General features: G+C 55.6%; 21 protein-coding genes. 14 read left to right on the top strand and 7 right to left on the bottom strand.

The genetic code is table 11. From position 1 onward, the window contains the following. Positions 1 to 55: 55 nt before the first annotated feature. Positions 56 to 835: an IclR family transcriptional regulator gene (locus ABIE64_RS10215; RefSeq protein ID WP_037992128.1), complete on the bottom strand. Its 780-nt coding sequence runs from the start codon at positions 833 to 835 to the stop codon at positions 56 to 58. A gap of 178 nt (positions 836 to 1,013) precedes the next feature. Between ABIE64_RS10215 and ABIE64_RS10210 the strand changes: the two genes are divergently transcribed. From ABIE64_RS10210 to ABIE64_RS10155, 12 genes are all read left to right on the top strand, one after another. Further along, the gene (locus ABIE64_RS10210) at positions 1,014 to 2,531 is read left to right on the top strand and encodes an ABC transporter substrate-binding protein (RefSeq protein ID WP_354377347.1); all 1,518 of its coding nucleotides are present in this window, start codon (positions 1,014 to 1,016) and stop codon (positions 2,529 to 2,531) included. A 25-nt stretch (positions 2,532 to 2,556) separates the two neighbouring features. Further along, the gene (locus ABIE64_RS10205) at positions 2,557 to 3,474 is read left to right on the top strand and encodes an ABC transporter permease (protein WP_007089762.1); all 918 of its coding nucleotides are present in this window, start codon (positions 2,557 to 2,559) and stop codon (positions 3,472 to 3,474) included. A 1-nt stretch (position 3,475) separates the two neighbouring features. After that, entirely contained in the window at positions 3,476 to 4,399 is a 924-nt protein-coding gene (locus ABIE64_RS10200; protein ID WP_007089761.1) for an ABC transporter permease, read from the top strand. Positions 4,400 to 4,409: 10 nt separating this feature from the next. Further along, positions 4,410 to 5,423: an ABC transporter ATP-binding protein gene (locus ABIE64_RS10195; protein WP_354377346.1), complete on the top strand. Its 1,014-nt coding sequence runs from the start codon at positions 4,410 to 4,412 to the stop codon at positions 5,421 to 5,423. Continuing rightward, positions 5,423 to 6,388, top strand: a complete 966-nt coding sequence (locus ABIE64_RS10190; protein WP_007089759.1) for an ABC transporter ATP-binding protein — start codon at positions 5,423 to 5,425, stop codon at positions 6,386 to 6,388. The genes ABIE64_RS10195 and ABIE64_RS10190 overlap by 1 nt, the downstream gene beginning before the upstream one ends. After that, positions 6,385 to 7,971: a gamma-glutamyltransferase gene (locus tag ABIE64_RS10185; RefSeq protein ID WP_354377345.1), complete on the top strand. Its 1,587-nt coding sequence runs from the start codon at positions 6,385 to 6,387 to the stop codon at positions 7,969 to 7,971. The genes ABIE64_RS10190 and ABIE64_RS10185 overlap by 4 nt, the downstream gene beginning before the upstream one ends. A gap of 66 nt (positions 7,972 to 8,037) precedes the next feature. Continuing rightward, positions 8,038 to 9,420 (top strand): M20 family metallopeptidase, encoded by a 1,383-nt coding sequence (locus ABIE64_RS10180; protein WP_354377344.1) that lies wholly within the window; start codon positions 8,038 to 8,040, stop codon positions 9,418 to 9,420. Between the two features lie 272 nt (positions 9,421 to 9,692). Beyond that, positions 9,693 to 10,952, top strand: a complete 1,260-nt coding sequence (locus ABIE64_RS10175) for an ABC transporter substrate-binding protein (protein ID WP_354377343.1) — start codon at positions 9,693 to 9,695, stop codon at positions 10,950 to 10,952. Positions 10,953 to 11,017: 65 nt separating this feature from the next. Further along, positions 11,018 to 11,911 (top strand): carbohydrate ABC transporter permease, encoded by an 894-nt coding sequence (locus ABIE64_RS10170; RefSeq protein WP_007089755.1) that lies wholly within the window; start codon positions 11,018 to 11,020, stop codon positions 11,909 to 11,911. Then, entirely contained in the window at positions 11,911 to 12,789 is an 879-nt protein-coding gene (locus ABIE64_RS10165) for a carbohydrate ABC transporter permease (RefSeq protein ID WP_354377342.1), read from the top strand. The genes ABIE64_RS10170 and ABIE64_RS10165 overlap by 1 nt, the downstream gene beginning before the upstream one ends. Before the next feature lie 29 nt (positions 12,790 to 12,818). Further along, positions 12,819 to 13,928 carry an ABC transporter ATP-binding protein gene (locus ABIE64_RS10160; RefSeq protein WP_354377341.1) on the top strand — a complete coding sequence of 370 codons (1,110 nt, stop codon included), beginning with the start codon at positions 12,819 to 12,821 and terminating at the stop codon, positions 13,926 to 13,928. A 37-nt stretch (positions 13,929 to 13,965) separates the two neighbouring features. Next, on the top strand, positions 13,966 to 15,012 hold the full coding sequence (locus tag ABIE64_RS10155) for a LacI family transcriptional regulator (RefSeq protein ID WP_354377393.1): 1,047 nt from the start codon (positions 13,966 to 13,968) through the stop codon (positions 15,010 to 15,012). A 526-nt stretch (positions 15,013 to 15,538) separates the two neighbouring features. On the opposite strand, the gene ABIE64_RS10150 is transcribed toward ABIE64_RS10155, so the two are convergent. From ABIE64_RS10150 to ABIE64_RS10125, 6 genes are all read right to left on the bottom strand, one after another. After that, positions 15,539 to 16,576 carry an L-idonate 5-dehydrogenase gene (locus ABIE64_RS10150; protein WP_354377340.1) on the bottom strand — a complete coding sequence of 346 codons (1,038 nt, stop codon included), beginning with the start codon at positions 16,574 to 16,576 and terminating at the stop codon, positions 15,539 to 15,541. Positions 16,577 to 16,587: 11 nt separating this feature from the next. Next, entirely contained in the window at positions 16,588 to 17,355 is a 768-nt protein-coding gene (locus tag ABIE64_RS10145) for an SDR family oxidoreductase (RefSeq protein ID WP_354377339.1), read from the bottom strand. Between the two features lie 24 nt (positions 17,356 to 17,379). Further along, positions 17,380 to 18,579 (bottom strand): mandelate racemase/muconate lactonizing enzyme family protein, encoded by a 1,200-nt coding sequence (locus ABIE64_RS10140; protein ID WP_062960718.1) that lies wholly within the window; start codon positions 18,577 to 18,579, stop codon positions 17,380 to 17,382. A gap of 19 nt (positions 18,580 to 18,598) precedes the next feature. Then, positions 18,599 to 19,903, bottom strand: a complete 1,305-nt coding sequence (locus ABIE64_RS10135) for a TRAP transporter large permease (RefSeq protein ID WP_037992146.1) — start codon at positions 19,901 to 19,903, stop codon at positions 18,599 to 18,601. After that, a complete protein-coding gene (locus tag ABIE64_RS10130) occupies positions 19,893 to 20,420 on the bottom strand; it encodes a TRAP transporter small permease subunit (protein WP_063095112.1) in 528 nt (175 codons plus the stop codon). The genes ABIE64_RS10135 and ABIE64_RS10130 overlap by 11 nt, the downstream gene beginning before the upstream one ends. Before the next feature lie 64 nt (positions 20,421 to 20,484). Then, a complete protein-coding gene (locus ABIE64_RS10125; protein ID WP_354377338.1) occupies positions 20,485 to 21,510 on the bottom strand; it encodes a TRAP transporter substrate-binding protein in 1,026 nt (341 codons plus the stop codon). Positions 21,511 to 21,682: 172 nt separating this feature from the next. Here ABIE64_RS10125 and ABIE64_RS10120 point away from each other — a divergent pair, with 172 nt between their 5' ends. Together ABIE64_RS10120 and ABIE64_RS10115 are read left to right on the top strand one after the other, a co-directional pair. Further along, positions 21,683 to 22,444: a GntR family transcriptional regulator gene (locus tag ABIE64_RS10120; protein WP_354377337.1), complete on the top strand. Its 762-nt coding sequence runs from the start codon at positions 21,683 to 21,685 to the stop codon at positions 22,442 to 22,444. 108 nt (positions 22,445 to 22,552) lie between these two features. Then, positions 22,553 to 23,524 (top strand): 2-hydroxyacid dehydrogenase, encoded by a 972-nt coding sequence (locus ABIE64_RS10115; RefSeq protein ID WP_354377336.1) that lies wholly within the window; start codon positions 22,553 to 22,555, stop codon positions 23,522 to 23,524. Positions 23,525 to 23,593: the final 69 nt, after the last annotated feature.

Raw genomic sequence — 23,593 nt, 5'->3', positions numbered from 1 at the left:
CGTCTGTCTGAGGCTGTGCTGGCGTTCGCTTGGTCTGGCCGGACCGAGTTTTACCTTATCTGGATGGCACGATCGATTGGGCTGCTTCAACAACAAGCGGGGCAATTTCTGCTTCCGCGCGTTCGATTGTCCATCGGATTGATGGCAAAGAACAGTGGATGGCACCAACCGGTATTCCGTCAATGCTGCAGATCGGGGCGGCAACGTTGACTTCATCGGGTAAAACCTGCCCCTGTGTCGTGCAATACCCCTTTTCGCGTGCCATCAGGATATTGTCGAGTATGGCATCGCGATCCATCGTTGTCCGGGGGGTGTATTGCCGGATTGGCCAATTGTTCACTGCGTCACGAATGGCCTGATCTGACTGGCGGCTCAGGATAATGCGCCCGGACGAGGCAACCAGTGCCGGCACCCGTCGGCCAATCGCAGAAGCCCCGAAATTGGTGCGGTGGTTGGGCATGCGCACGACATAAATAATGTCGGTTCCGATTGGCTCTGCCATGTTGATGGTTTGGGATGTCTGGCGGCTCAGGTCGATCAGGCGGGGCATTGCCAGCTGCGCCAGATAATCAGCCCACAGATAACTGTACGCCATTTCCAGATATTTGACGGATGGCCGAAACCGGCGAGTCTCCGGATTCTTTTCCAGATAGCCAAGCTCGTAAAGCGTGTTGGCATATCGTTGTGCCGCACTCTTCTCAAGGCCGGTAACCTTTACAAGATCGGCCAGGCCAAGTTCGGTTTTGTCTTCTGAAAAAGCTTCGAGTATCCGCATGCCCTTTTCAAGGGATGTGACAAAAAGGGTGTCCTGCTGCCGGGCTTTGGCATTCGCCATGGTCGCGTTTCCTCGGTTTTTTAATGGCAAACGTGCTGGTTGACATGCAGCTTCCAGTTGCCTTATCGTAGTTTTATACAGTACGCTGTATTACAATATAATACAAGATGTTTTAAATGCATCTAATGTGTCTTGCCGCGAACACCGTGAAGTAAGGCACGCATATCAGGAGGCTATAATGAAACAGATCCTTAAGGGGGCTGGAATCTTTGCCCTCGTCATGGCCGCTGCTGGAACAGCCGCTGCCAACAAAGCAGACGATACCCTCAATGTCGCATTCTCCAAAGAACTTGAAAATGTCGACAGTTATTTCAACTCGGCACGTGAAGGCGTTATTCTGCAACGCTCCATCTGGGATGGGCTGGTGTATCGCGATCCTTATACCGGCGAGTATCAGGGCAATCTGGCGACGGACTGGAAATGGGTTGATGACAAAACCCTTGAATTCAATCTTCGCCAGGGTGTGACGTTCCACAATGGCGAGCCTTTCGACGCCGACGATGTGGTCGCGACCGTGAACTGGGTTGCGGACGAAAAGAACGGGGTGAAAACCCAGCGCAACGTCAACTGGATGGAAAGTGCCGAGAAGATTGACCAGTTCAAGGTCCGCATTCATCTGAAAGCGGCATTCCCCGCAGCAATCGAATATCTTGCCGGGCCGGTATCGATTTATCCCAACGAATATTACGCCGAAGCCGGTCCGACCGGCATGGGACTTAATCCTGTAGGGACCGGTCCTTACAAGGTTGTTTCAGTCGAGCCGGGCAAGCATTTCGTGCTGGAGAAGTACGAAAATTATCACAAGGACAGCCCGAAGGGGCAGGCCAATATCGGTCGTCTGGATATCCGTACCATTCCCGATTTCAATACGCAGGCCGCCGAACTGTTCAGTGGCGGTCTGGACTGGATCTGGCAGGTGCCGCCAGATCAGGCCGAAAGCCTTGGTGTGATGGGTGAATTCACGGTTGCCAACGAAAGCACCATGCGCATCGGTTATCTGCAATTTGATGCCGCCGGTCGCAGCGGTGAAAGCAACCCGTTCACCAACAAGCTTGTGCGTCAGGCAATTTCGCATGCCATTGACCGCGAAGCCATCGTTGCATCGATGCTCAAAGGGAAATCCCGTGTGGTCAATTCGGCCTGCTTCCCGTCGCAGTTCGGCTGTGAACAGGACGTTATGGTCTATGATTACAACCCTGAAAAAGCCAAGCAGCTTCTTGCCGAAGCTGGTTATCCGGACGGGCTGGAAATTGACTTCTATGCCTATCGTGATCGCGAATATGCCGAAGCGATGCTGGGCTATCTCGAAGCGGTCGGTATCAAAAGCAATTTCAAGCTTTTGCAATACTCCGCCCTGCGTGAACTGAGCATGAAGGGCGAAGTACCGATGTCGTTCCAGACATGGGGATCCTATTCGATCAATGATGCGTCGGCGATCGTCAGCCAGTATTTCAAGCTTGGCAGTCTTGACAGTGCGCAAGACGAGCAGGTCAAGGAATGGCTGGATGTTGCCGACAGTTCCGTCGATTCCGAGGAGCGCAAGGAATATTATTCCAAAGCCCTGAAGCGCATTGCGGAAGAAGCCTATTGGTTGCCGTTGTTCTCCTATAACTCGAACTACGTGTTCACCAAGGATCTGGAATATGCACCGACCACGGATGCAATTCCGCGCTTCTTCCAGATGAACTGGAAATAATCCTCCGGATCAGGGGTTCAGAACGGTGTTGGTATATACGTTAAAAAGGCTTGGCTTGGCCTTGCTGGTGACGCTTGCCGTCTCCATGCTTAGCTTCGCGCTTCTCTATCTTTCGGGGGATCCTGCGGCGGCTATTGCGGGTGAAACGGCAAATGCCGAGGATATCGAGGCTGTAAGGGTTTATTACGGTTTTGATCGACCATGGGTCGTTCAGTATGGCGAATGGATGTTCAACGCGATCAGGGGCGATTTCGGCGAAAGTTACTATTTCAAACTGCCGGTGTCGCAATTGGTTGCCGAACGCCTGTCCGTCACGATGTTGCTTGGCGTATGCGGAATCTCGTTTGCGCTTTTGACGGCGGTGCCGTTGGGCGTTGCCGCCGCCGTTCGCCCCAACAGTCTTATTGACCGGATTGCGCTATTCCTTTCGGTCATGGGGCAGGCCATGCCCAGTTTCTGGTTTGGCCTGGTCCTGATTGTCCTGTTCAGTATCAAGCTTCGCATCCTGCCGCCTTCCGGTTCGGACAGTTGGCAGAACTTTGTGATGCCGACCATCGTGCTGGGTTATTACGCGATGCCTGCCATCATGCGCCTGACCCGTGCCGGAATGCTTGATGTGCTGGGGGCGGATTATGTCCGCACCGCACGCGCCAAGGGGGCGGGTGAATTCCGGGTCATGTTCAAGCATGCCCTTCGCAACGCCATCATCCCGGTTGTCAGTCTGGCCGCCGTTCAGATGGGCTTCATGCTAGGCGGGTCGATTGTCGTTGAATCGATCTTTGCCCTGCATGGGGCGGGCTATCTGGCGTGGGAATCCATTGGTCGCAACGATCTGCCAACCGTTCAGGCCCTGATTCTGGTGTTTTCGATGTTTTATATCGTCTTCACCTTCCTGTCGGATTTGTTGAATGCGTGGCTTGATCCGCGCATGAGGGTGGGCTGACATGACCAACACGACCGAAACCATCAACACAGTGGCACCCAAGGTTGAAGCTGAAGTCCTGAGCGGCCCGACGCCGCGACAGGTTCTGCTGACCAAAGTCCTTGGTCACAAGGGACTGATGTTTGGTGCCATCGTGCTTCTGACCATCTTCCTGATGGCGCTTTTCGCGCCTCTTCTGGCACCTTATGATCCCTATCATCAGGATTTGATGCATCGAATGATCCCGCCCGTCTGGGATGCCAAAGGCAGTTGGGAAAACATTCTTGGTACCGATCATCTGGGGCGGGATTATCTTTCACGGTTGCTTTATGGCGCACGCATTTCATTGGCCATCGGGGCGATTGCGGCCCTGATTTCCGGCATTATCGGCACAAGCATGGGCGTTGCCGCCGGTTATTTCGGCGGACGTGTCGATGCCTGTGTCACCTTTTTGATCAATGTGCGTCTTGCGATGCCCGTGGTTCTGGTGGCGTTGGCGGTGGTCGCACTGTTTGGCGGATCACTTCAGGTGGTGATTACGGTTCTTGGTCTTTTGCTTTGGGATCGTTTCGCGGTCGTGATGCGATCTGCCACCCTGCAATTGCGATCCATGGAATATGTTACGGCGGCCAAGGCCATCGGCTGTTCGACCAAGCGCATCCTGTTTAGCGAAATCATGCCCAATATCGCCAACAGTCTGATCGTGATTGTGACGCTTGAAATGGCGCATGCCATCCTGCTTGAAGCTGCCCTGTCGTTCCTGGGCCTCGGGGTGCAACCGCCAACTCCGTCCTGGGGATTGATGGTGTCGGAAGGCAAACAGATGCTTCTGTTCCAGCCTTGGATGATTGCCATCCCGGGTGTCGCGCTGTTCATCCTTGTTCTGGCGATCAATTTGCTGGGTGACGGTCTTCGTGACGTTTCCGCACCTGAAAACCGCAACTAGGGGCATCAGCATGGAAAACATTCTTTCTGTTCGCGGCCTGACGGTTGATATCCCGCTGGCAGCCGGAACGCTGCATGCCGTGCGCGGCATTGATTTCGATGTGAAGCGCGGTGAAACCCTGTGTGTGGTGGGTGAATCAGGTAGTGGCAAATCCCTGACATCGCTTGCGATCATGGGGCTTCTGCCCAAGCAGGCGCAACGTTCGGCACAGGTTCTGGATTTTGAAGGTGTCGATCTGCAAACCGCATCCAATCGGGATATGCGCAAACTGCGCGGCAACCGGATTTCGATGATCTTTCAGGAACCGATGACCTCGCTTAATCCGGCATACACGATTGGCGATCAACTGATGGAAGCCCTTTTGCTTCATCGCAAGGTCCCCAAGACGGTAGCGCGTGACCGTGCCATCGAACTTCTGGAAAAGGTCGGGATCACGGCGGCGGCCAACCGTATGAAACAATATCCCCACCAGCTTTCAGGCGGTCTGCGCCAACGCGTTATGATTGCCATGGCCCTGATGGGCGAACCTGATCTGATCATTGCGGATGAACCGACAACCGCCCTTGATGTCACCATTCAGGCCCAGATATTACGCCTGCTTAAGGATCTTCAGCGTGAATTGAACATGGCGATGATCCTGATTACCCACGATCTTGGCGTGGTGGCCCGCGTCGCGGACAAGGTCGCCATCATGTATGCCGGTGAAATGGTCGAAGCCGGTAGTGCCACCGAAGTCTTTACCGCGCCAAAGCACCCTTATACCCGCGGGTTGCTTAATTGCATTCCGGTGCCGGGCAAAACCGCAGTTGGCGAACATCTGGGCTCGATCCCCGGTATTGTGCCGTCTCTTATCGGTGATGTTGCTGGTTGTGCTTTCCGAAGCCGCTGTGACGAGGCAACAGCGCAATGTGCGTCCGATATACCGGCCCGGATTTCACCCGCCGGGCATCTTTATCGCTGTGTTCACGATTATGACAGGTCTGCATCCCTGTCGATGAACCAGCCAAAATCGGGGGAAGCATAATGTCCGTTCCGGTTCTTGAACTTGAAAATGTGTCGAAGATTTTTTCGATCAAGCAGGGCATCTTTGGCAAACGCAAGGATCTACGCGCGGTCGATGAACTGACCCTGAAACTGCAAAAGGGAGAGGTCCTTGGCCTTGTCGGGGAATCCGGCTGTGGCAAAAGTACCCTTGCACGTATTTTGCTGGGACTGGAAACGCCGACACAGGGCCGGGTTCTGGTCGATGGCGAAGACATTACCAGCCATGACAGATCCTATCTGGCGCGGCGTATCCAACCGATTTTCCAGGATCCCTATTCATCGCTGAACCCGCGCAAGACGATTGGAGATATCATCTCGCTGCCGCTGCGGGTGCACAAGGTCGGCGATCCGCGTGACTGGGATAAGCAGACCGCCGATATTCTTGATGTTGTCGGTTTGCCCAAACGGGTTTTGCGCAGTTATCCAAGCCAGCTTTCGGGCGGGCAACGTCAGCGTGTTGCGATTGCGCGCGCCCTGATCATGCGCCCGGAAATCGTGATCTGCGATGAACCGACATCGGCGCTTGATGTGTCGGTACAGTCGCAAATTCTTAATCTGCTGTCGGATTTGCGCAATGAATTCGGGCTTACCTATCTGTTCATCAGCCACAATCTTGCGGTGGTCGAACATCTCGCAACAAGGGTGGCGGTCATGTATCTGGGGCGCATTGTCGAAGAAGCAGAAGCATCTTCGCTGTTTGCCGGTCCGGATCATCCATATACCAATGCGTTGCTGGAATCCGTTCTGACGCCGGACCCGTCCCTTGGCGTGCCCGACACGCAATTGGGGGCCGTATTCCCCAATCCGATCAACCCGCCCAGTGGATGTCATTTCCATCCGCGTTGCCCGCGCGCGATTGATATCTGTTCGACCAAGGCACCGGTGGCGACCCTGCATCAGGGCAAGCGGGTTGAATGTCATCTGGTCGAAGGGGCGGTTCAATGATCCGCGACAATTTTTCCAACATGCAGTCGGTCCGTAAAAACGTCGTCACCGTCGAAAATGGTGGGGTGGTCGCAGCCCAGCATAAGCACGGGGCCCAGGTCGGGGCTGATATTCTTGCCGCCGGTGGCGATGCCATTGATGCCGCGATTGCCACATCCTTTGCCATGGGGGTGGTCGAACCCTGGATGAGTGGCCCGGCCGGTGGCGGTGCGATGATGATCTATCGTGCCGATGAAGACCGGACCTATAGCATTACCTTCGGGATGCGGTCCCCCGCCGGGCTTGATATCGCCGATTATCCGTTATCGGGCGAAGGCGTTGCGGGTGACCTGTTCCCGTGGGCGCGGGTCGTCGGGGATCGTAACCAGATTGGCGCAACCGCGATTGCGGTACCCGGTACCGTTGCCGGTATGGAGCTTGCCTTTGACCGGTTTGGCACGATGCCGTGGCGTGATCTTGTTTCGCCGGCGGCCAAGCTTGCGTCGGGTGGGCTATCGGTTGATTGGTATGCCGCCCTTATCATCGCGTCTAGTACCCGCGAACTTGCCAAAAACCCGACCGCAGCAGAGACCTTTCTGGAAGACGGGCAGTGGCCGACTATTGCCGGATGGACGGCCCTTTCGGACAAGCGGATCAATCTTGACCGGATGGCGGCCACCCTGCAACGCATCGCCGATAAAGGCGCGCGCGAATTTTACGAAGGGGATCTTGCGGCGGGGCTCGTTGCCGATGTCAGGGCTGCCGGGGGATGTTTGTCCCTTGATGACATGAAGTCCTATCAGGCTGTTTTGTCTGATCCGCTGACAACATCCTATCGCGGGGGGACGGTCTATACACCGCCTGCGATGACGGCGGGTGAAAACCTTGCCGAATGTCTGGAAATCCTGTCGCATCAGAATTTTGAGGGGACGTCACCGGGGGTGGATGCCTATGGGGCGTATGTCGATGCGCTTAAGACGACCTATAAACGCCGGTTGCGCGATATGGGGGACGTTGATGACAGTCGCGCCCCCGCCTGCACCACGCATTTCAGTGTGACGGATCGACATGGCAACATGGTCGCGGTGACCCAGACATTGCTGTCCATTTTCGGATCCAAGGTCGTGCTGCCCGGAAGCGGGCTTTTGATGAATAACGGGATCCTGTGGTTCGACCCCGAACCGGGACGGCCAAACTCGTTAGCACCCGACAAACGGTGTTTGATGAATGTCTGCCCGGCAATCGGGCAGCAAAAGGACCGGCGGTTTGCCATCGGGGCATCGGGCGGGCGCAAGATTTTGCCAGCCATCCTGCAACTGACATCCTGCCTGATGGATTTCGATATGACCCTCGAAGACGCCTTCCATCAGGCGCGGGTTGATTTCAGCGGCGGCGATACGGTGATCATCGATCAAAGTCTTTCGCCCGATATCATTGCGGCTCTGGGGGAAGGGCATCGTTGCGTGACCACGCGCCGGACCGCTTTCCCCTATGCCTTTGCCTGCCCGGCGGGGGTTCTTCGGCAGGGAAACATCAATCAGGGCATGACCGAAATCATGTCGCCCTGGGGCGATGCGGTGGCGGAAAACCGGGATGGTTCGTGAAACACAAAATGCTCCGTCGTTCCTTTGGGAATTGGATGGCTTATCGGAAAGAACAAGGATCAATCAATGTCAACGCGTGCTGATGCTATCGAAAATGTAACCCGGTATTTTGAAGATGGGCAGTTCATCGACGAACTGCGTCGAATGGTCGAGCAGAAAACCGAAAGCCAGAAGCCCGATAATCTCGAAGCGCTTTATGGGTATCTTACCGATGTGATTGTTCCGATGGTGCGCGATATGGGGTTTGAAACCCGCATCATCGATAATCCCAAGCCCGGTTTCGGACCGTTCCTGTTTGCCGAACGACACGAAGGTGATGACCTGCAGACTGTTCTGACATACGGGCATGGCGATGTGATCCTCGCACAGGAAGGCGAATGGCGCGAAGGCCTTGAACCTTTCAAGCTGGTGATCGAAGGTGATCGGATTTACGGGCGCGGTACGGCGGATAACAAAGTGCAGCATTGCATTAATCTGGCGGCCCTGCGGTCGGTCATTCAGACACGTGGTGCATTGGGCTTTAACTGCAAGGTCATCATTGAGATGGGCGAAGAGGCGGGGTCGCCTGGCCTTGCCGAACTGTTTACCTATTATCGCGATCTGTTTGCCGCCGATGTCCTGATTGCATCGGACGGTCCGCGCCTGAGTGCCGAACGCCCGACCATGTTCATGGGGTCACGCGGGGCGATCAATTTTGCGCTGTCGCTTAAATATCGTGAAGGCGGCCACCATTCCGGGAACTGGGGCGGTTTGCTGAAAGACCCGATGATTGTCCTTTCGCATGCGATTGCATCCATCGTTGATCGTCGAGGACAGATTCAGGTGCCGGAATGGCGTCCTGACAGCCTGAATGACGAAGTCCGGGAAGCCCTGAAGGATTGCGCAATCACCCAACCCGAAACCGGGCCGACAATCAACCCTGACTGGGGCGAGGAAAGCCTGTCACTGGCGGAAAAGGTTTATGGCTGGAACAGCTTTGCGGTACTTGCGGCAAAGGCCGGAAACCCTGAAAAACCGGTCAACGCCATCGCGCCTGAAGCTATTGCGCATTGCCAGTTGCGTTATGTGGTCGGCACGGATGCGGATGACATTCTGCCGGCTTTGCGCCGCCACCTTGATAAACATGGCTTTACGGATGTTGAAATCATTCCCTCGGCCAAGGGGTTCTTCCGGGCAACCCGGCTTGACCCGTCCCATCCGTGGGTCACGCGTGTACGCGATTCAATCATCAAGACCACCGGAACCAAACCGGCAATCCTGCCCAATCTTGGCGGGTCGCTGCCCAATGATACATTTGCCTATATCCTTGATCTGCCAACCGTCTGGGTGCCGCATTCCTATGCGTCATGCTCTCAGCATGCGCCCAACGAACACATCCTGCAAAGCCTCAGCCGACAGGCCCTGCAAATGATGGCCGGTGTGTTTTGGGATATCGGCGACGCCGCCTGACCATAGCAAGCCATCCGAAAATTCGGGCGCCAGAAACCATGACAGGATCATGGCTGGCGCCCTTTTATATGGGGCGGAGTCTTCCGCGTTCCAGTTTCCGGCAATAACGAATGCACTATTTTGCGACGCAATAACGCAGTCTGATCAATCACAGGTTTTGCGCCTGTTGGCGGCTTTGCTGTACTGCAACGTTACAGGAGGCGCTTGACTCCGACCTGTAACGTTGCAGTAATCAACTGCCAAATCAAAAAAGCCAACAGGGAGGAAACAGCATGTTTCTTGGCAAAATGACATGTGCCGGGATCGGTATGATCGCGGCATTCGGGCTTTCAACCAGCATCGCATCGGCACAGCAAAGTGTGGAAGTCCTGCATTGGTGGACGGCGGGCGGCGAAGCGAAGGCGCTTCAGGTTCTTAAAAAGGATCTCGAAGATCAGGGTGTTTCATGGAACGACATGCCGGTTGCTGGTGGTGGTGGCGAACAGGCCATGACCGTGCTGCGCGCACGCGTTACATCGGGCAATGCACCGACCGCGGTTCAGATGCTTGGTTTTGATATCAAGGATTGGGCGGGCGAGGGTGTTCTGGGCAATCTTGACGACCTTGCCGCAAAGGAAGGCTGGGAAGATGTTGTTCCCGATGCCTTGAAAGAGTTTTCGAAATATGACGGTCACTGGATCGCGGCCCCGGTCAACGTCCATTCGACCAACTGGGTCTGGGCCAACAAGGCGATCTTTGATGAACTGGGCCTGAAGCAGCCGACCAACTGGGACGAATTGATTGCGGTGCTCGATAAAATCAAGGATGCCGGTTACACAGCGGTCGCCCACGGTGGTCAGGCATGGCAGGACGCCACGATCTTTGATGCGGTCGTCATGGCAACCGGCGGGCCGGAATTCTATCAGGCATCCATGATCAATACCGATCCGGACGCGCTGGGGTCGGACACGATGAAAACCGTGTTTGAACGCATGGCGCAACTGCGCACCTATGTTGATGACAATTTCTCGGGTCGGGACTGGAACCTTGCGACCGCGATGGTGATCAACAAGGAAGCCGGGGTGCAGTTCATGGGCGACTGGGCCAAGGGCGAGTTTCTGAATGCCGGCAAGGTGCCCGACACTGATTTCATGTGCTTCCGTTTCCCCGGAACACAGGATGCAGTGACGTTCAACTCTGACCAGTTCGTGATGTTCCAGGTTGGCGAAGACCGTCAGGACGCGCAGATGAAACTGGCATCAGCCGTGATGTCGCCAAGCTTCCAGTCGGCATTCAACGTGGTCAAGGGATCGGTCCCGGCGCGCACCGATGTGCCCAATGACGATTTTGATGCCTGTGGCAAAAAAGGCATGGCCGAACTTGCTGCTGCCAATGAAAAGGGCACACTGTTCGGGTCGATGGCGCATGGCCATTCGGTTCCGGCCGGGGTCAAAAACGCGATGTATGACGTGATTACCGCGCATTTTAACGGCGAATATGACAGTGCGGCCGCTGTCGAGGAACTCGTCAACGCGGTTGAATCCGCTCAATAAGACCAAAAACGAAACCGGCGGCCGGATAGCATCCCGGCCGCCGGACAAAGTGCGGAGCATCACCCATGCAATCATCCTTGCCCGGCAAGGCACAGGCAACCCTGCGGGAGGTTCTGCCCCGTCTGGTGCTGAGCCCCAGCCTGTTTCTGATCCTTTTATTCGTTTACGGATTTATCATTTACACCGGCTATCTGTCGCTGACCGATAGCCGGATGCTGCCCTCCTACGAGCTTGAGGGGTTTGGCAACTATGCCAATCTGTGGGGGCAGCGGAACTGGCTGATTGCCCTGCAAAACCTTGCGATTTTCGGTATTCTTTACATTGCGATCTGTTCGGTACTGGGGCTGGTTCTGGCGATCCTGCTGGATCAGAAAATTCGCGGTGAAGGCATTTTGCGCCCGATCTATCTGTATCCGATGGCGCTGTCCTTCATTGTCACCGGTACGGCATGGAAATGGTTTCTTGATCCGGGGCTTGGCCTTGAAAACACCATGCATCTTTGGGGGTGGGAAAGCTTTACCTTCAACTGGATCAAGGATCGCGACATGGCGATCTATACCGTGGTGATTGCGGCGGTCTGGCAATCGTCGGGTTTTGTCATGGCGATGTTTCTGGCGGGTTTGCGCGGGATTGACACTGAAATCCTCAAGGCCGCCCAGATGGATGGTGCCAGCCGATGGAGCCTGTATACCCGTATCGTCATTCCGCAATTGCGCCCGGTGTTTCTATCGGCCTTTGTGGTTCTGGCCCATCTGGCGATCAAGGCCTATGACCTTGTCATTGCGCTGACCAATGGCGGGCCGGGCCGGGCCACCGAACTGCCCGCGACCTTCATGTATTCCTATACCTTCACGCGAAATCAGATGGGGGTCGGGGCATCGTCGGCGGTGATCATGCTGGCGATGATTGCCTCGATCATTGTGCCCTATCTTTATTCCGAACTTCGGGAGCGCCGCTGATGTCGCGTTCAACACAATCCTCCTTTGGCACCGGAAAACTTTTGCGCGCAGCCCTTTATGCGGTCCTGATCCTGTTTGCGGTTTATTACCTGCTGCCGCTGTTTGTCATGCTGGTCAATTCGGTCAAGACGCTTGATGAAATCCGGGGCGGAAACATGATGTCGTTCCCCGAAATGTTCACCATCGAGCCGTGGCTGACCGCGTGGTCCGAGGCCCAGATCGGGGTCGAGCCGACGGGACTTAAACCCTATTTCATCAACAGCATCATGATGGTGGTGCCAGCGGTCGCCATCTCGACCGGGCTTGGGGCGCTGAATGGGTATGTCCTGACCAAATGGCGGTTTCCGGGCGACAAGATCATTTTCGGACTGATGCTGTTTGCCTGTTTTATCCCGTTCCAGATCGTGCTGATCCCGATGGCACGCGTGCTGGGCATGATTGGTCTGGCAGGTACGACCGGCGGGCTGGTTCTGGTGCATGTGGTGTACGGGCTTGGTTTTACCACGCTGTTTTTCCGCAATTATTATGCGGCATTCCCCGACGAGCTGATCAAGGCGGCAAAGATGGACGGGGCCGGGTTCTGGCGGACTTTTACCCGTATTCTTCTGCCGAGTTCCGGGCCGATCATTGTGGTGACCGTGATCTGGCAATTTACCAATATCTGGAATGACTTCCTGTTCGGGGCGTCATTTGCCGATTTTGATTCGATGCCGATGACGGTTGCGCTCAACAACCTCGTTTCATCCTCGACCGGTGTCAAGGAATACAATGTGCACTTTGCCGGTGCTGTCCTTGCCGCCCTTCCGACACTGATCGTTTACATCGTTTCCGGGCGCTATTTCGTGCGCGGATTGATGGCCGGTGCGGTCAAGGGTTAGCTCATAAAAAGACTTACAGGGAAGTTATCATGTCCTTTCTGCAAATCGACAAGGTGTGCAAAAGTTTCGGTCCGATCAAGGTTCTGCGCGACATTACGCTTGATGTTGAAGAAGGCGGTTTTCTGGTGCTTGTCGGGCCGTCGGGTTGTGGCAAATCGACCTTGCTCAATACCATTGCCGGGCTGGAAAAGCTGACAACCGGGGAAATCCGTATTGCGGGGAATGTCATTGATGACCTGCCGCCGTCGGAGCGCAATATCGCGATGGTGTTTCAAAGCTATGCGCTTTATCCCAACATGAATGTCGGGCAGAACATCGCGTTTGGCCTTGAAATGCGCGGCATGCCAAAGGATGAGCGCGACGCCAAGGTCGCCGAAGTCGCCAAAACGCTTCAGATCGAACATCTTCTGGATCGCAAACCCGGCCAGCTTTCGGGCGGGCAGCGCCAGCGCGTTGCGATGGGCCGGGCGCTTGTGCGTAATCCGCAATTGTTCCTGTTTGATGAACCGCTATCAAACCTTGATGCCAAGCTGCGCGTGGATATGCGTACCGAAATCAAACGCATGCATCAGACATTCGGCACCACGATTGTCTATGTCACCCATGACCAGATCGAAGCCATGACGCTGGGCACACGTATCGCGGTCCTGAAGGACGGTATTGTCCAGCAATACGGCACCCCGGCCGAGATTTACAACGATCCGGCCAACCTGTTTGTTGCCGATTTCATGGGATCGCCTGCGATGAACCTGATCCCGGCGACGGTGCGCGGCAATGCGGTTGAAATGGCGCGGGCGGGCGAAGAGCCGCTGATGCTTGAATTTCAACACCTGCCCGCGGATGTCCGGGCGCGTGACAGGCAGGAGGTCATTGTCGGTATCCGGCCCGAGGCTATCACCGATGCCGATAACCGGGCACTGGTGCGCGACGGACAGCAGGCGGTTAGTGCATCGTGCCGGATCGATGTGGTTGAACCGGCCGGGGCGGATATTTTTGCCATCACGTCGCTGGGCGGCAAGGAGGTGGTGACCCGCCTGCATCAGGACTGGGACGGGCAGGCCAACAGCCACGCCGAACTGGTGTTCAACCTTGAAAAAGTTGTGTTTTTTGACCCCGAAAGCGGCGTAAGACTGCGTTAGGTCCTGACCCTGGAATACCCCACGGAGGCTTTGACAACTGTCTGATCACGATCTTGCCGGGAATGCGGGGCGGCCTGCCGCCCAAACCCGGCCGACCCTTAAAACCATTGCGGAAATGACCGGCCTTGGTGTGACGACGGTGTCGCGCGCGCTTAAGGATGCGCATGATATCAGCGCGAAAACCAAGCTGCGCGTGCGCAAGGTGGCGGATGCCATCGGCTATCACCCGGACCGGGCCGGGGTGCGTTTGCGGACGGGAAAAACCAATGTTATCAGCCTGATCCTTGATCAGACCGACAAGGTGCCGGAATTTGCCAGACGGCTGATTGTCGGCATTTCCGATGTTATTCGTGGTACGCCCTATCACCTTGTCGTCACACCACAATCACGTACCGACGACCCGATGGACCCGGTGCGATATGTGTTAAATACCCGTGCTGCCGACGGGGTGATCATCACCCATATCAGGCCCGATGACGAGAGAGTACAGGCGCTGAGCCAAAGCGGGCTGCCGTTTGTGGCGCATGGGCGTTGCCTTTCGGCACCGGGTCATGCCTATCACGATTTTGATAACCGGGCGTTTTGCGAGATGGCGGCAAGGCGTCTGATTGCGCGGGGGCGCAGGCGGCTGGCGCTGCTTTCGCCGCCGTCGGAATTTTCATATTATCAGGAAACCTTGGCCGGGCTTGCGGCGGTGGCGGAGGCAGAAGCTGTGCCTTTTCAGGTGCTTGGCGGGATCGACCTTGACAGCAGCAGCGAGGTTTTGCGCCAGGCCGGCATGGCATTGCGCCATCAGGATTATGTGCCCGACGGGGTGATTTGCGGCAGCGAGCTGTGCGCGATGGCGCTGATTGACGGCATGATCCAGTCGGGGATGGATGTCGGGCGGGACATCGATGTGATCGCCAAGGAAACGTCGGATTTGCTGAACTTTACCCGGCCCCGGATCGACAGTTTGCGGGAGGATCTGATCGTGGCGGGGCAGCAATTGGCGACCCATTTGCTGGACGTGATCGAGGGGCGGGAAGGGGCAAATCTGCAATCGCTGAGCGCGCCGATCCCGGTCTGGCGCAACGATATTTAAGCCGACCGTTACCGGATTTATTATTCACTTAAAATGAAAAATACAGTCGATTATTCATTTTTGGTTGTTGATCACTTTTCGGGCGTGAATCTTTGACCCGACGAAGCGTAAAAACAGCGGTTTTATTTGTATGAGGAATTGATTTTCAAAACCGGCATTTCAGGCAGGTTTTGACCCCCGGTCCGCCAGATAAATCCCGGAAATCCGCCATTAATATTATTTGTATGAGGATTGTTTCGGGTGTTTTGCGTGCGAGGGCCGCGGAGCTCGGTCGAGTTACCTTTTTTGTTGGGGTGCGGTGTTGTTGGTGGCCCGAGGTCAGGCGGACAAAGATGGGGTCGAGCGGGCGGGGGCGAAAAGTGCGTTGCGCACCCATGAAAGCTGTTTAACGCGGTCGCGTGCGTATGGTCTGCATCATCGACCCGAGATGGATCGTGGCAGCGAGTGCGGGCAAGTTTATCGATGTATCTTGCCCGCCCCGGTGATCCGCGCGGCGATAGGGGCGCGCGGACGAATAGGTCAGCCGTCAGCCGAAATCCAGTTGTACTTTCATGGATTGGCTGCGATCCGAGGCAAGGTCGAAGGCGGTTTTGGCATCCCGGAAGGGCAGCACCGAACTGATGATCGGTGAAACATCAATGACCTTGCGGTCAATCAGTTCCGCGGCCTGGGCAAATTCCGCATCAAAGCGGAAGCTTCCGATCATTCGGACTTCTTTGGTGACGGCGAGACTGAGAGGGAGTTCGCCATTGCCGCCAAGGCCGACCGTGATGATGGTGCCGCCCGGTTTGACCACGTCGAATGCATTGGCAAGTGCCTGCGGGCTGCCGGAGCATTCAAAGACCACATCCTGCGTGCCCTTGTTCATGCCGAGCGTTTTGAAGTCATCGGCATTGCGGGCAACATCGATGCAGCTATTGGCACCTGCCTTTGCCGCAACATCCAAAGCGGCCTTTGACAGATCGGTCGCGGTAATCCAGTGCGCCCCGGAATGGGCGGCGGCCAGAATGGTCAGGCAGCCGATGGGACCGCAACCGGAAACGAGGACTTTTTTCCCCGACAGTGCCCCGGCCTGACGCACGGCATGCAGGCAGACGGCCAAGGGTTCGCTACAGGCGGCGTGTTCCATATTGATGTCGGGGGACAGTTTGACCAGTTGTTCCGCGGGCAGGTTGATCTGTTGGCGGAACAGGCCCTGTTGATGGGGAAAGCGCATTGCGCTGCCAAAGAAACGCATGTCCGTGCATTGGTTGCGCATGTTCGCGCGGCAATACTGGCATTGGTTGCATGGCATGGAGGGATTGACCGCGACCTTGTCATTAACGGCAAGGCCGGTCACGTTTTGGCCGACGGCAATGATCGTACCGGCGACTTCATGCCCGAGAACCATCGGTTCGCGGATTTTAACCGTGCCAAAACCGCCGTTATGATAGTAGTGCAGGTCAGAGCCGCAGATGCCGCCCTTGTCGATCTGAACGGTTATCGTGCCCGGTTCCGGTGCGCCGGGCTGGTCGATCTGATCGACACGCAGGTCGTGGGGTGAATGTATGACAACAGAATACATGTAAGATCACCTTAAAGAACGGAAATCATGCCGCCATCGGCATAGATGATCTGACCGTTCACATAGTTGGACGCATCCGAGCAGAGATAAATCGCCGTGCCGATCAGCTCGTCAGGCCTGCCCCAGCGTCGTGCGGGAGTGCGTGCCTTGACCCAGGCGTCAAATTCCGGGTTGGATGTCAGCGCCGCGTTCATGTCTGTCAGCATATAGCCCGGACCAATCGCATTGGCCTGAAGGCCGTGTTCGCCCCATTCGGCTGCCATGGCCTTGGTCAGCATTTTGACGCCGCCCTTGGCGACGGTGTAGGGGGCGACGGTGGCACGTGCCAGTTCGCTTGTCAGCGAGCCGATATTGACGATTTTGCCATGCCCGCGTTTGACCATGCGTTTGGCGGCTTCGCGGCCAATCATGAAGGCGGATGTCAGATTGGTATCAATCACGCGCTGCCAGTCGGCGGTGTCGAGTTCCAGCATGGGTTTGCGGAACTGGATACCGGCGTTATTGATCAATATGTCGATCTGCATACCGGCCGTATCGAAGCGGTCAAAGGCGGCTTTGATTGCGGCTTCGTCGGTGACGTCAAACAGGGACATATCGACTTTCATGCCGGCATCAGACATTTCCTTGCAGGCCTGAGACAGGCGTTCGGAATTGGTGCCGTTCAGGATGACGGTAGCCCCGGCGGCAGCCAGACCTTCGGCAAAGGCGCGACCAAGACCGCGGGAAGAGCCGGTTATGAGGGCTGTTTTACCGGCGAGCGAGAAAAGTTCGAGAGACATGTTTCCTCCAACGGGCTTTTATTTTCAGGCTTTGCTTTCGCGGACGGTCAGGTCGCTGCGATCAAAGAAGGTTTTCTGCAATTCGACACCAAGGCCGGGGCCTTCCATCGGATAGACATAGCCGTTTTCGATTTTCGGAACGGCGGTGACCAGTTCATTGTACCAACCCTTGTAGAAGGCGCGGACACTTTCCTGAATGAGGGTGTTTGGCTGGCTGAACGACATGTGAATGGCGGCGGCAAAACCAACCGGCCCGATGCAGTCATGCGGGGCAAACGGGCGATGCCATGTTTCGGCCAGGGCTGCGATTTTCTTGCCTTCGGTAAGGCCACCGGTCCAGCACAGGTCCACCATGACCACATGGGTTGCATCGCGGTCGAGCATATCCTTGTAGGGCCAGCGTGATCCCAGTGTTTCACTGGCACAGGTCCAGACATCAGTGGATGCGGCGAATTCTGCCAGAGCCTGCGGCGAGTTCATGCGGATCGGGTCTTCGTACCAGGTCGGGCTGAACTGTTCGAGTTCGCGGGCGATCTTCTTGGCGGTCGGCAGGTTCCATTGGGAATGGAATTCCACCATGATTTCCATTCTGTCGCCCACGGCCTTGCGGATTTCTTCGAAAGGACGGATCGCCTTTTTCATCTGTTCGGCGGTGATGTACTGACCGCGTGTTTCGGCCGCCATCGGATCAAATGGCCAGATTTTCATGGCCGTGATGCCGGATTCCAGAAGGTTTTCGGCCAGTTGGGCGGGGCGGTTCATGAAGCCGTCCAGATCCTCATAGGGGCCTTCCGGTTCGCCAAGGTTCCAGTTCGATACGGGTTTGATATTGTTGGTACGGACATAGCGATATCCGGCACAGGTGTTGTAAATCCGGATTTTATCCCAGCACAAACCGCCCAGCATCTGATGGACGGGCTGGTCGCAGACCTTGCCAAAGATGTCCCAAAGGGCGATGTCGATGGCGGATGCCGCGCGATATTCCGCGCCCGTCGATGATTGTGCCATCGGCAGGTTGACCATTTCCTTGTGCAGGGCTTCGATGTGAAGGGGGTTTTGCCCGATCAGGCGTCCTGCCAGTGTATCGTGAATGTGTGCTTCGACAGCACCGGCACCATAGAAGGTTTCGCCAAGGCCGGTAATGCCAGCATCCGTTTCGACATGGACCCACAGGACATTGGCAAATTCGTCTACGCGGTAGGTTTTGATTGCTGTGATCTTCATTTTTTTATCCGAATTCAGATTAATTGAGTATTTCCGGGAGCCATAGCGCGATGGACGGGAAGGTGAGCATCAGCGCCAGGAAGGCGATCTGAATGAGCATGAAAGGCCAGAGAGACGCGAAAATCGTCTGAAGGGTGATTTCCGGCGGGGCGACGCTTTTGAGATAGAAAGCGGCCGGGCCAAAAGGCGGCGAGAGGAATGCCACCTGCATGGTCAGCGAGAAAAGCACCCCGAACCATACCGGGTCATAGCCAAGCTGGGTGACGATGGGCACAAAGATCGGAATGGTCAGAAGCAGGATGCCAATCCAGTCCATGAACAGCCCAAGGACGATGAAAATCGCCATCATCAGCATGATCGTGACAACAGGCGCGATATCCAGACCGGTGATCATGCCGGTGACAAAGCGCTGGCCGCCGGAAAGATTGTAAATCGCAATCAGCGATGCCGCGCCAAACGTCACCCACAGGATAATCCCGCAGGATTGCAGGGTGCGTGTCAGGGCCTGCCACAGCATGGTTATGTTCAGTTCGGATCGCAGGGCGATGATAAGGATGGAGACGCCAACCGCGATGCCCGCGGCCTCGGTAATGGAGGTCACCCCACCGTAGATGCAGCCAAAAACGATGCCGATCAGGACAAGTAGTGGCAGAACGCCGCGTAAGAAATCCTGTTTTGTGAAGGGCTCGGTCTTTTCCGGTGCCTTTGGGGTCAGGGCCGGATTAAGCGTGCAGCGAATATAGATATAGGCAAAGTACGCAAAGGCGAGCGCGAAGCCCGGTACGAAGGACGCCAGAAAGAGCTTTTGCACCGAGACATCGGCGGTCAGGCCGTAAATGATCAGGACAATCGAAGGCGGCACCATTGTGCCGAGTGACCCGCCCGCGCAGATGATCCCGATGGAGAGTTTCCGGTCATATTGCAGGCGCATCATCTGTGGCAGGGCAATCAGACCAAGCAGAACGATTTCGCCGCCGATGATGCCGCTGATGGCGGCCATGAAAACGGAAATGATCAGGGTTACGGTCGCAACGCCGCCCTTCAGATTCCCGAAAACCTTGAACAGGGCATCGTATAGATCCTGTGCCAGCCGGGAGCGTTCCAGCAGGGTTGCCATCAGAATGAAAAGCGGTACGGACAGCAGCGAATATTCGGTCGCAAGCCCGTAAACCGTTTTGTGGGCAAGTGCGATGACCGCCGGACCGAATTTAAGATAGCTGACAAGGACGGCAAGCGACCCGGCGGCGAAAGCCAGCGGAACACCCAGCGCCATCAGGGCAAAGACGCCACCGACGAGGATAATGGAAATGAGTTCAATCGACACGGTTGTCCTCCGTGACTGATTCTGCGGTGTCTGCGGGGATGCCACGGAACCTTTTGACGCAGTTGATGATCCCGTAGAGCGCCATCAAACCGGTTGTCAGAACAATGAGCGGCTTTACCGTTGCCGGGATCGGCGGGTTCCATGCCGTGCCAAACGGTTCCCAATTCATCAGGGATTGCCACGAACTGGGCGCGCCGAACCATGCAATGCCCAGACAGAATGTCAGGCAGCAGGCCAGCGTGATGAGATCGAATATGCGCTGGAGCCATGCGGGGCTTGCGTCATAGAGGACGGTAATTCTGAGATGCTGGTCTCTTTGCATGGCATAGAGGCCCGCAGCCAGAAACAGGATTGCCGAGAGCCACAAGGCCAGTTCATTGGCCCAGATTGTCGGGGTTCTGAATATGTAGCGTGCGATGACTTCGTAAAAAGTCACCCCGACAATGATCAAAAGAAGTAGGGAAAATAGTGCGACGACGAATTGAAAACTGCGCACGCGTTTCGGGGTTGCCTGCATCGCGGACCTCCAGAAAAGCCCCCGGGGGACAAACCCCCGAGGATCAGAATGACGGACTTGCTGGTTAGTCGAGGATGCCGTTTTTCTTCATGTAGGCGATATGTGCGTCATAGGCTGCTTTGGCTTCGGGGCTGCGCGTTGCCCAGTCGGCCCACACGTCCTGTGCCGCCTTGCGGAATGCCAGACGGTCTTCGTTGCTCCAGTCTTCAAGGGTGACGCCGGCTTCGGTCAGTTCCTTGGCGGCTTCCTGATCAAGCTTGTTTGATTCTGCGATGACTTCCGGGGCAATCGTTGCGATGGCGTCCTGCATTGCTTTTTGCTGGGTGTCGTTCAGCGCATTCCATTTTTCCAGATTGATCGCGATATGTTCGATTGGCATGGAATGGAAGCCCGGATAGGTCGCATATTTTGCGATGTCATACAGGCCGAGTTTCTTGTTCACGGCGAGGGTGGAGGCATCGGCCCCCGAAACCGTGCCGGTGGACATGGCGGTGAACACCTCGCCAAACGGCATCACAACAGGGCCCGCGCCAAGTTTCTGGAAAATTTCGGATTCCATGCCCGGAGGCGAGCGGAATTTCCAGCCCTTAAGGTCATTGATCCCGGCAAGCGGGGTGGTTGAGCTTAGTGATTCGGGGGTTGCGATGAACACACCAACAAGATGCATGTTGAATTTGTGATACAGCTCGTTTGCGAGGTCGAGACCGCCATCCTTGTACCAGCCAAGAAGCTGTTCCGGGGTGCTGTATCCGCCCATGATGTCGCCATAGAACTGGAAGGCAGGGTTTTTGCCGGTGATATAGCCCGCACCGGTTGCATCACCGTCAATGATGCCCATGCTGGATGCTTCGAAGGCTTCGTTCGAATTGACGACCGATGAACTGGTGTGCATTTCGACCTGCACCGTGCCATCGGAATATTCTTTGACAAGGTCGGCAAACCGCAACAGTGCCTTGCCCTGCAATGACGAGGCGTTGTGATGGGTCTGGAATTGCAGCGGGGTCGGGTCGGCCGCGAAGGCCTGCGAGGTGGTGAAAGTCAGAAAGCCGGTGGCGGCCAAGGCGGTTAATGTTTTTGTTAGTTTTTTCATGTCGTTGGTTCCTCCCTTATGTGACATGTTGTGATATTTCACGAAACATCAGTAGCATGTATCAAGTGAGAACTTCAACAGGTTTTACTTTTCCATCCATGGGAATGTGTATATATGGTATTGAATAAAAACAAATATATTGTGACTTTTTATGAAATTACAGAGAGAAATAATGGCGTCGAAACAGAAAGATAAGGTCATTTCAGGCGATTCTTCCGAGCCGGGAAAAGCAGGATCGGGCGGGGGCAAAAACCTGAACGAGCTTGCCTATAACAAGCTTGAAGAACTTATCGTGACCTGTGAATTGAAGCCGGGCAGTTATCTGCGCATACAGGATTTGCAAACCGCAACCGGTATCAGCCGCACGCCGGTTCATCAGGCGGTCACGCGCCTGTCGGCCGATACCCTTATGATCATTCAGCCCCGCCAGGGCATCCAGATTGCGCCGATTGACCTGACACGCACCCATTTGCTGTTGCGGCTGCGCCGCGATATGGAAAGGTTTGTCGTGTCGCTGGCAAGTGCGCGGGCGAGTACGTCGCACAGAAGTCAGATGCGCCATCTGATCGGGCTTTTGACAACGCATCGCGACAAGATGACGATTGTCGAGTTCAACGAATTTGATCGCCGGATTGATCAGATGATGCTGGCGGCCTGCGGCGAGCCGTTCCTTGAATATACGCTGCGTCCCCTGCATACGATTTTCCGCCGTCTGGGATGGATTTATCATACGCAGACGGTTGATGGGGTATCGCTTGATGTGACCATCGACAGCCATCTGGATGTTCTGAATGCGGTTGTCGAGGGGAAAAAGGATGAGGCACTGGTTGCGTCGGATAAGCTGATCGAGTTTGTGGATGCGATGTTCCCGGTTCTTGAAAGCAGTATCGCGCCGAGCATTTTTGACGTGACGCAGGACTTTGATCCATTTTGAGATTGGGGCGTGAAGGCCAATAGGCTTTTGCGATTTTCCTATTGAAATTTTGTGAAATATCAGAAAATATCAAGGCGCAAAAATAATAACCATATGTGGGAGGATTTCGTGAAGGTCGTGTTCCATGGGGCGAATGCCTCGACTTTTCATCCCGGTTTTGCCGAATTGCTTGATGCGGCGCATGAGCTTGTTCTGTTGCCCGATCATCTTGGCAGTGAGCTTGACCGCGAAGCCTATGCCACGGCGGATGTCATTATCGGTATCAAGTTTGATGACAGTTTTCCAACGCCGCGTAACCTGAAACTTTATCAGGTGCCGGGTGCGGGCTATGACGGTATTCGAGTTTCGGACCTGCCGGTGGATGCCGATCTTTGCAATTGTTTCGGGCATGAAATTGCGATTGCGGAATATGCGATGTGTGCGTTGCTGTCCCGTCATGTTCCGCTTGGCGATGCCGATGCGCGTTTGCGCAAAGGGGATTGGAAATATTGGGCGGGTGGCCCGTCCGGCATGAGAACGGAACTTGGCAATACCACAATCGGTATTCTTGGTTACGGGCATATCGGCAAGGCGATTGCCCAACGCGCCAAGGCGTTTGGCATGAGGGTACATGTTGCCAACCGTTCCCGCCCCGAAGACCAGAGCCAGATCGATGCGTTTCATGCGATTGATGATTTCAGGGAAATGCTGGCGCATGTGGATGTTGTCGTGAATACGCTGCCGCTGGCGGCCAACACGACCGGCCTTGTCGATGGCACGGCGTTTGCCAGCATGAAGCCGAATGCGGTTTTCATGAATGTCGGCCGTGGCGGTGTGGTTGATGAAGAGGCGCTGTTTGGGGCGTTAAAAGACGGCCTGATCGAACATGCCTTTATTGATACATGGTACCAGTATCCGAGCGGACCGGACGCGGTGACCTATCCCTCCCGCCTGCCGTTTCATGAGCTCGGTAACATTACAATGACGCCCCACATGTCGGGCTGGACGCATGGGACGATTGAACGGCGCAGAAATGTCATGGCAGATAACGTCAACCGTATCTGTCAGGGATTGGCACCGGTCAATCGTATTGCAAAATAAGGTCGTTTGACCGCATCGCCCACCGGCCGGACGGTTGATTTTCGACCGACCGGCTATCCCCGGAGCAGA

Origin of the sequence: Thalassospira sp. MBR-102 (genome assembly GCF_040549275.1) — a bacterium.
GTDB classification, from domain to species: Bacteria; Pseudomonadota; Alphaproteobacteria; order Rhodospirillales; family Thalassospiraceae; genus Thalassospira; species Thalassospira xiamenensis.
This window is presented reverse-complemented; position numbering and strand designations above follow the sequence as displayed.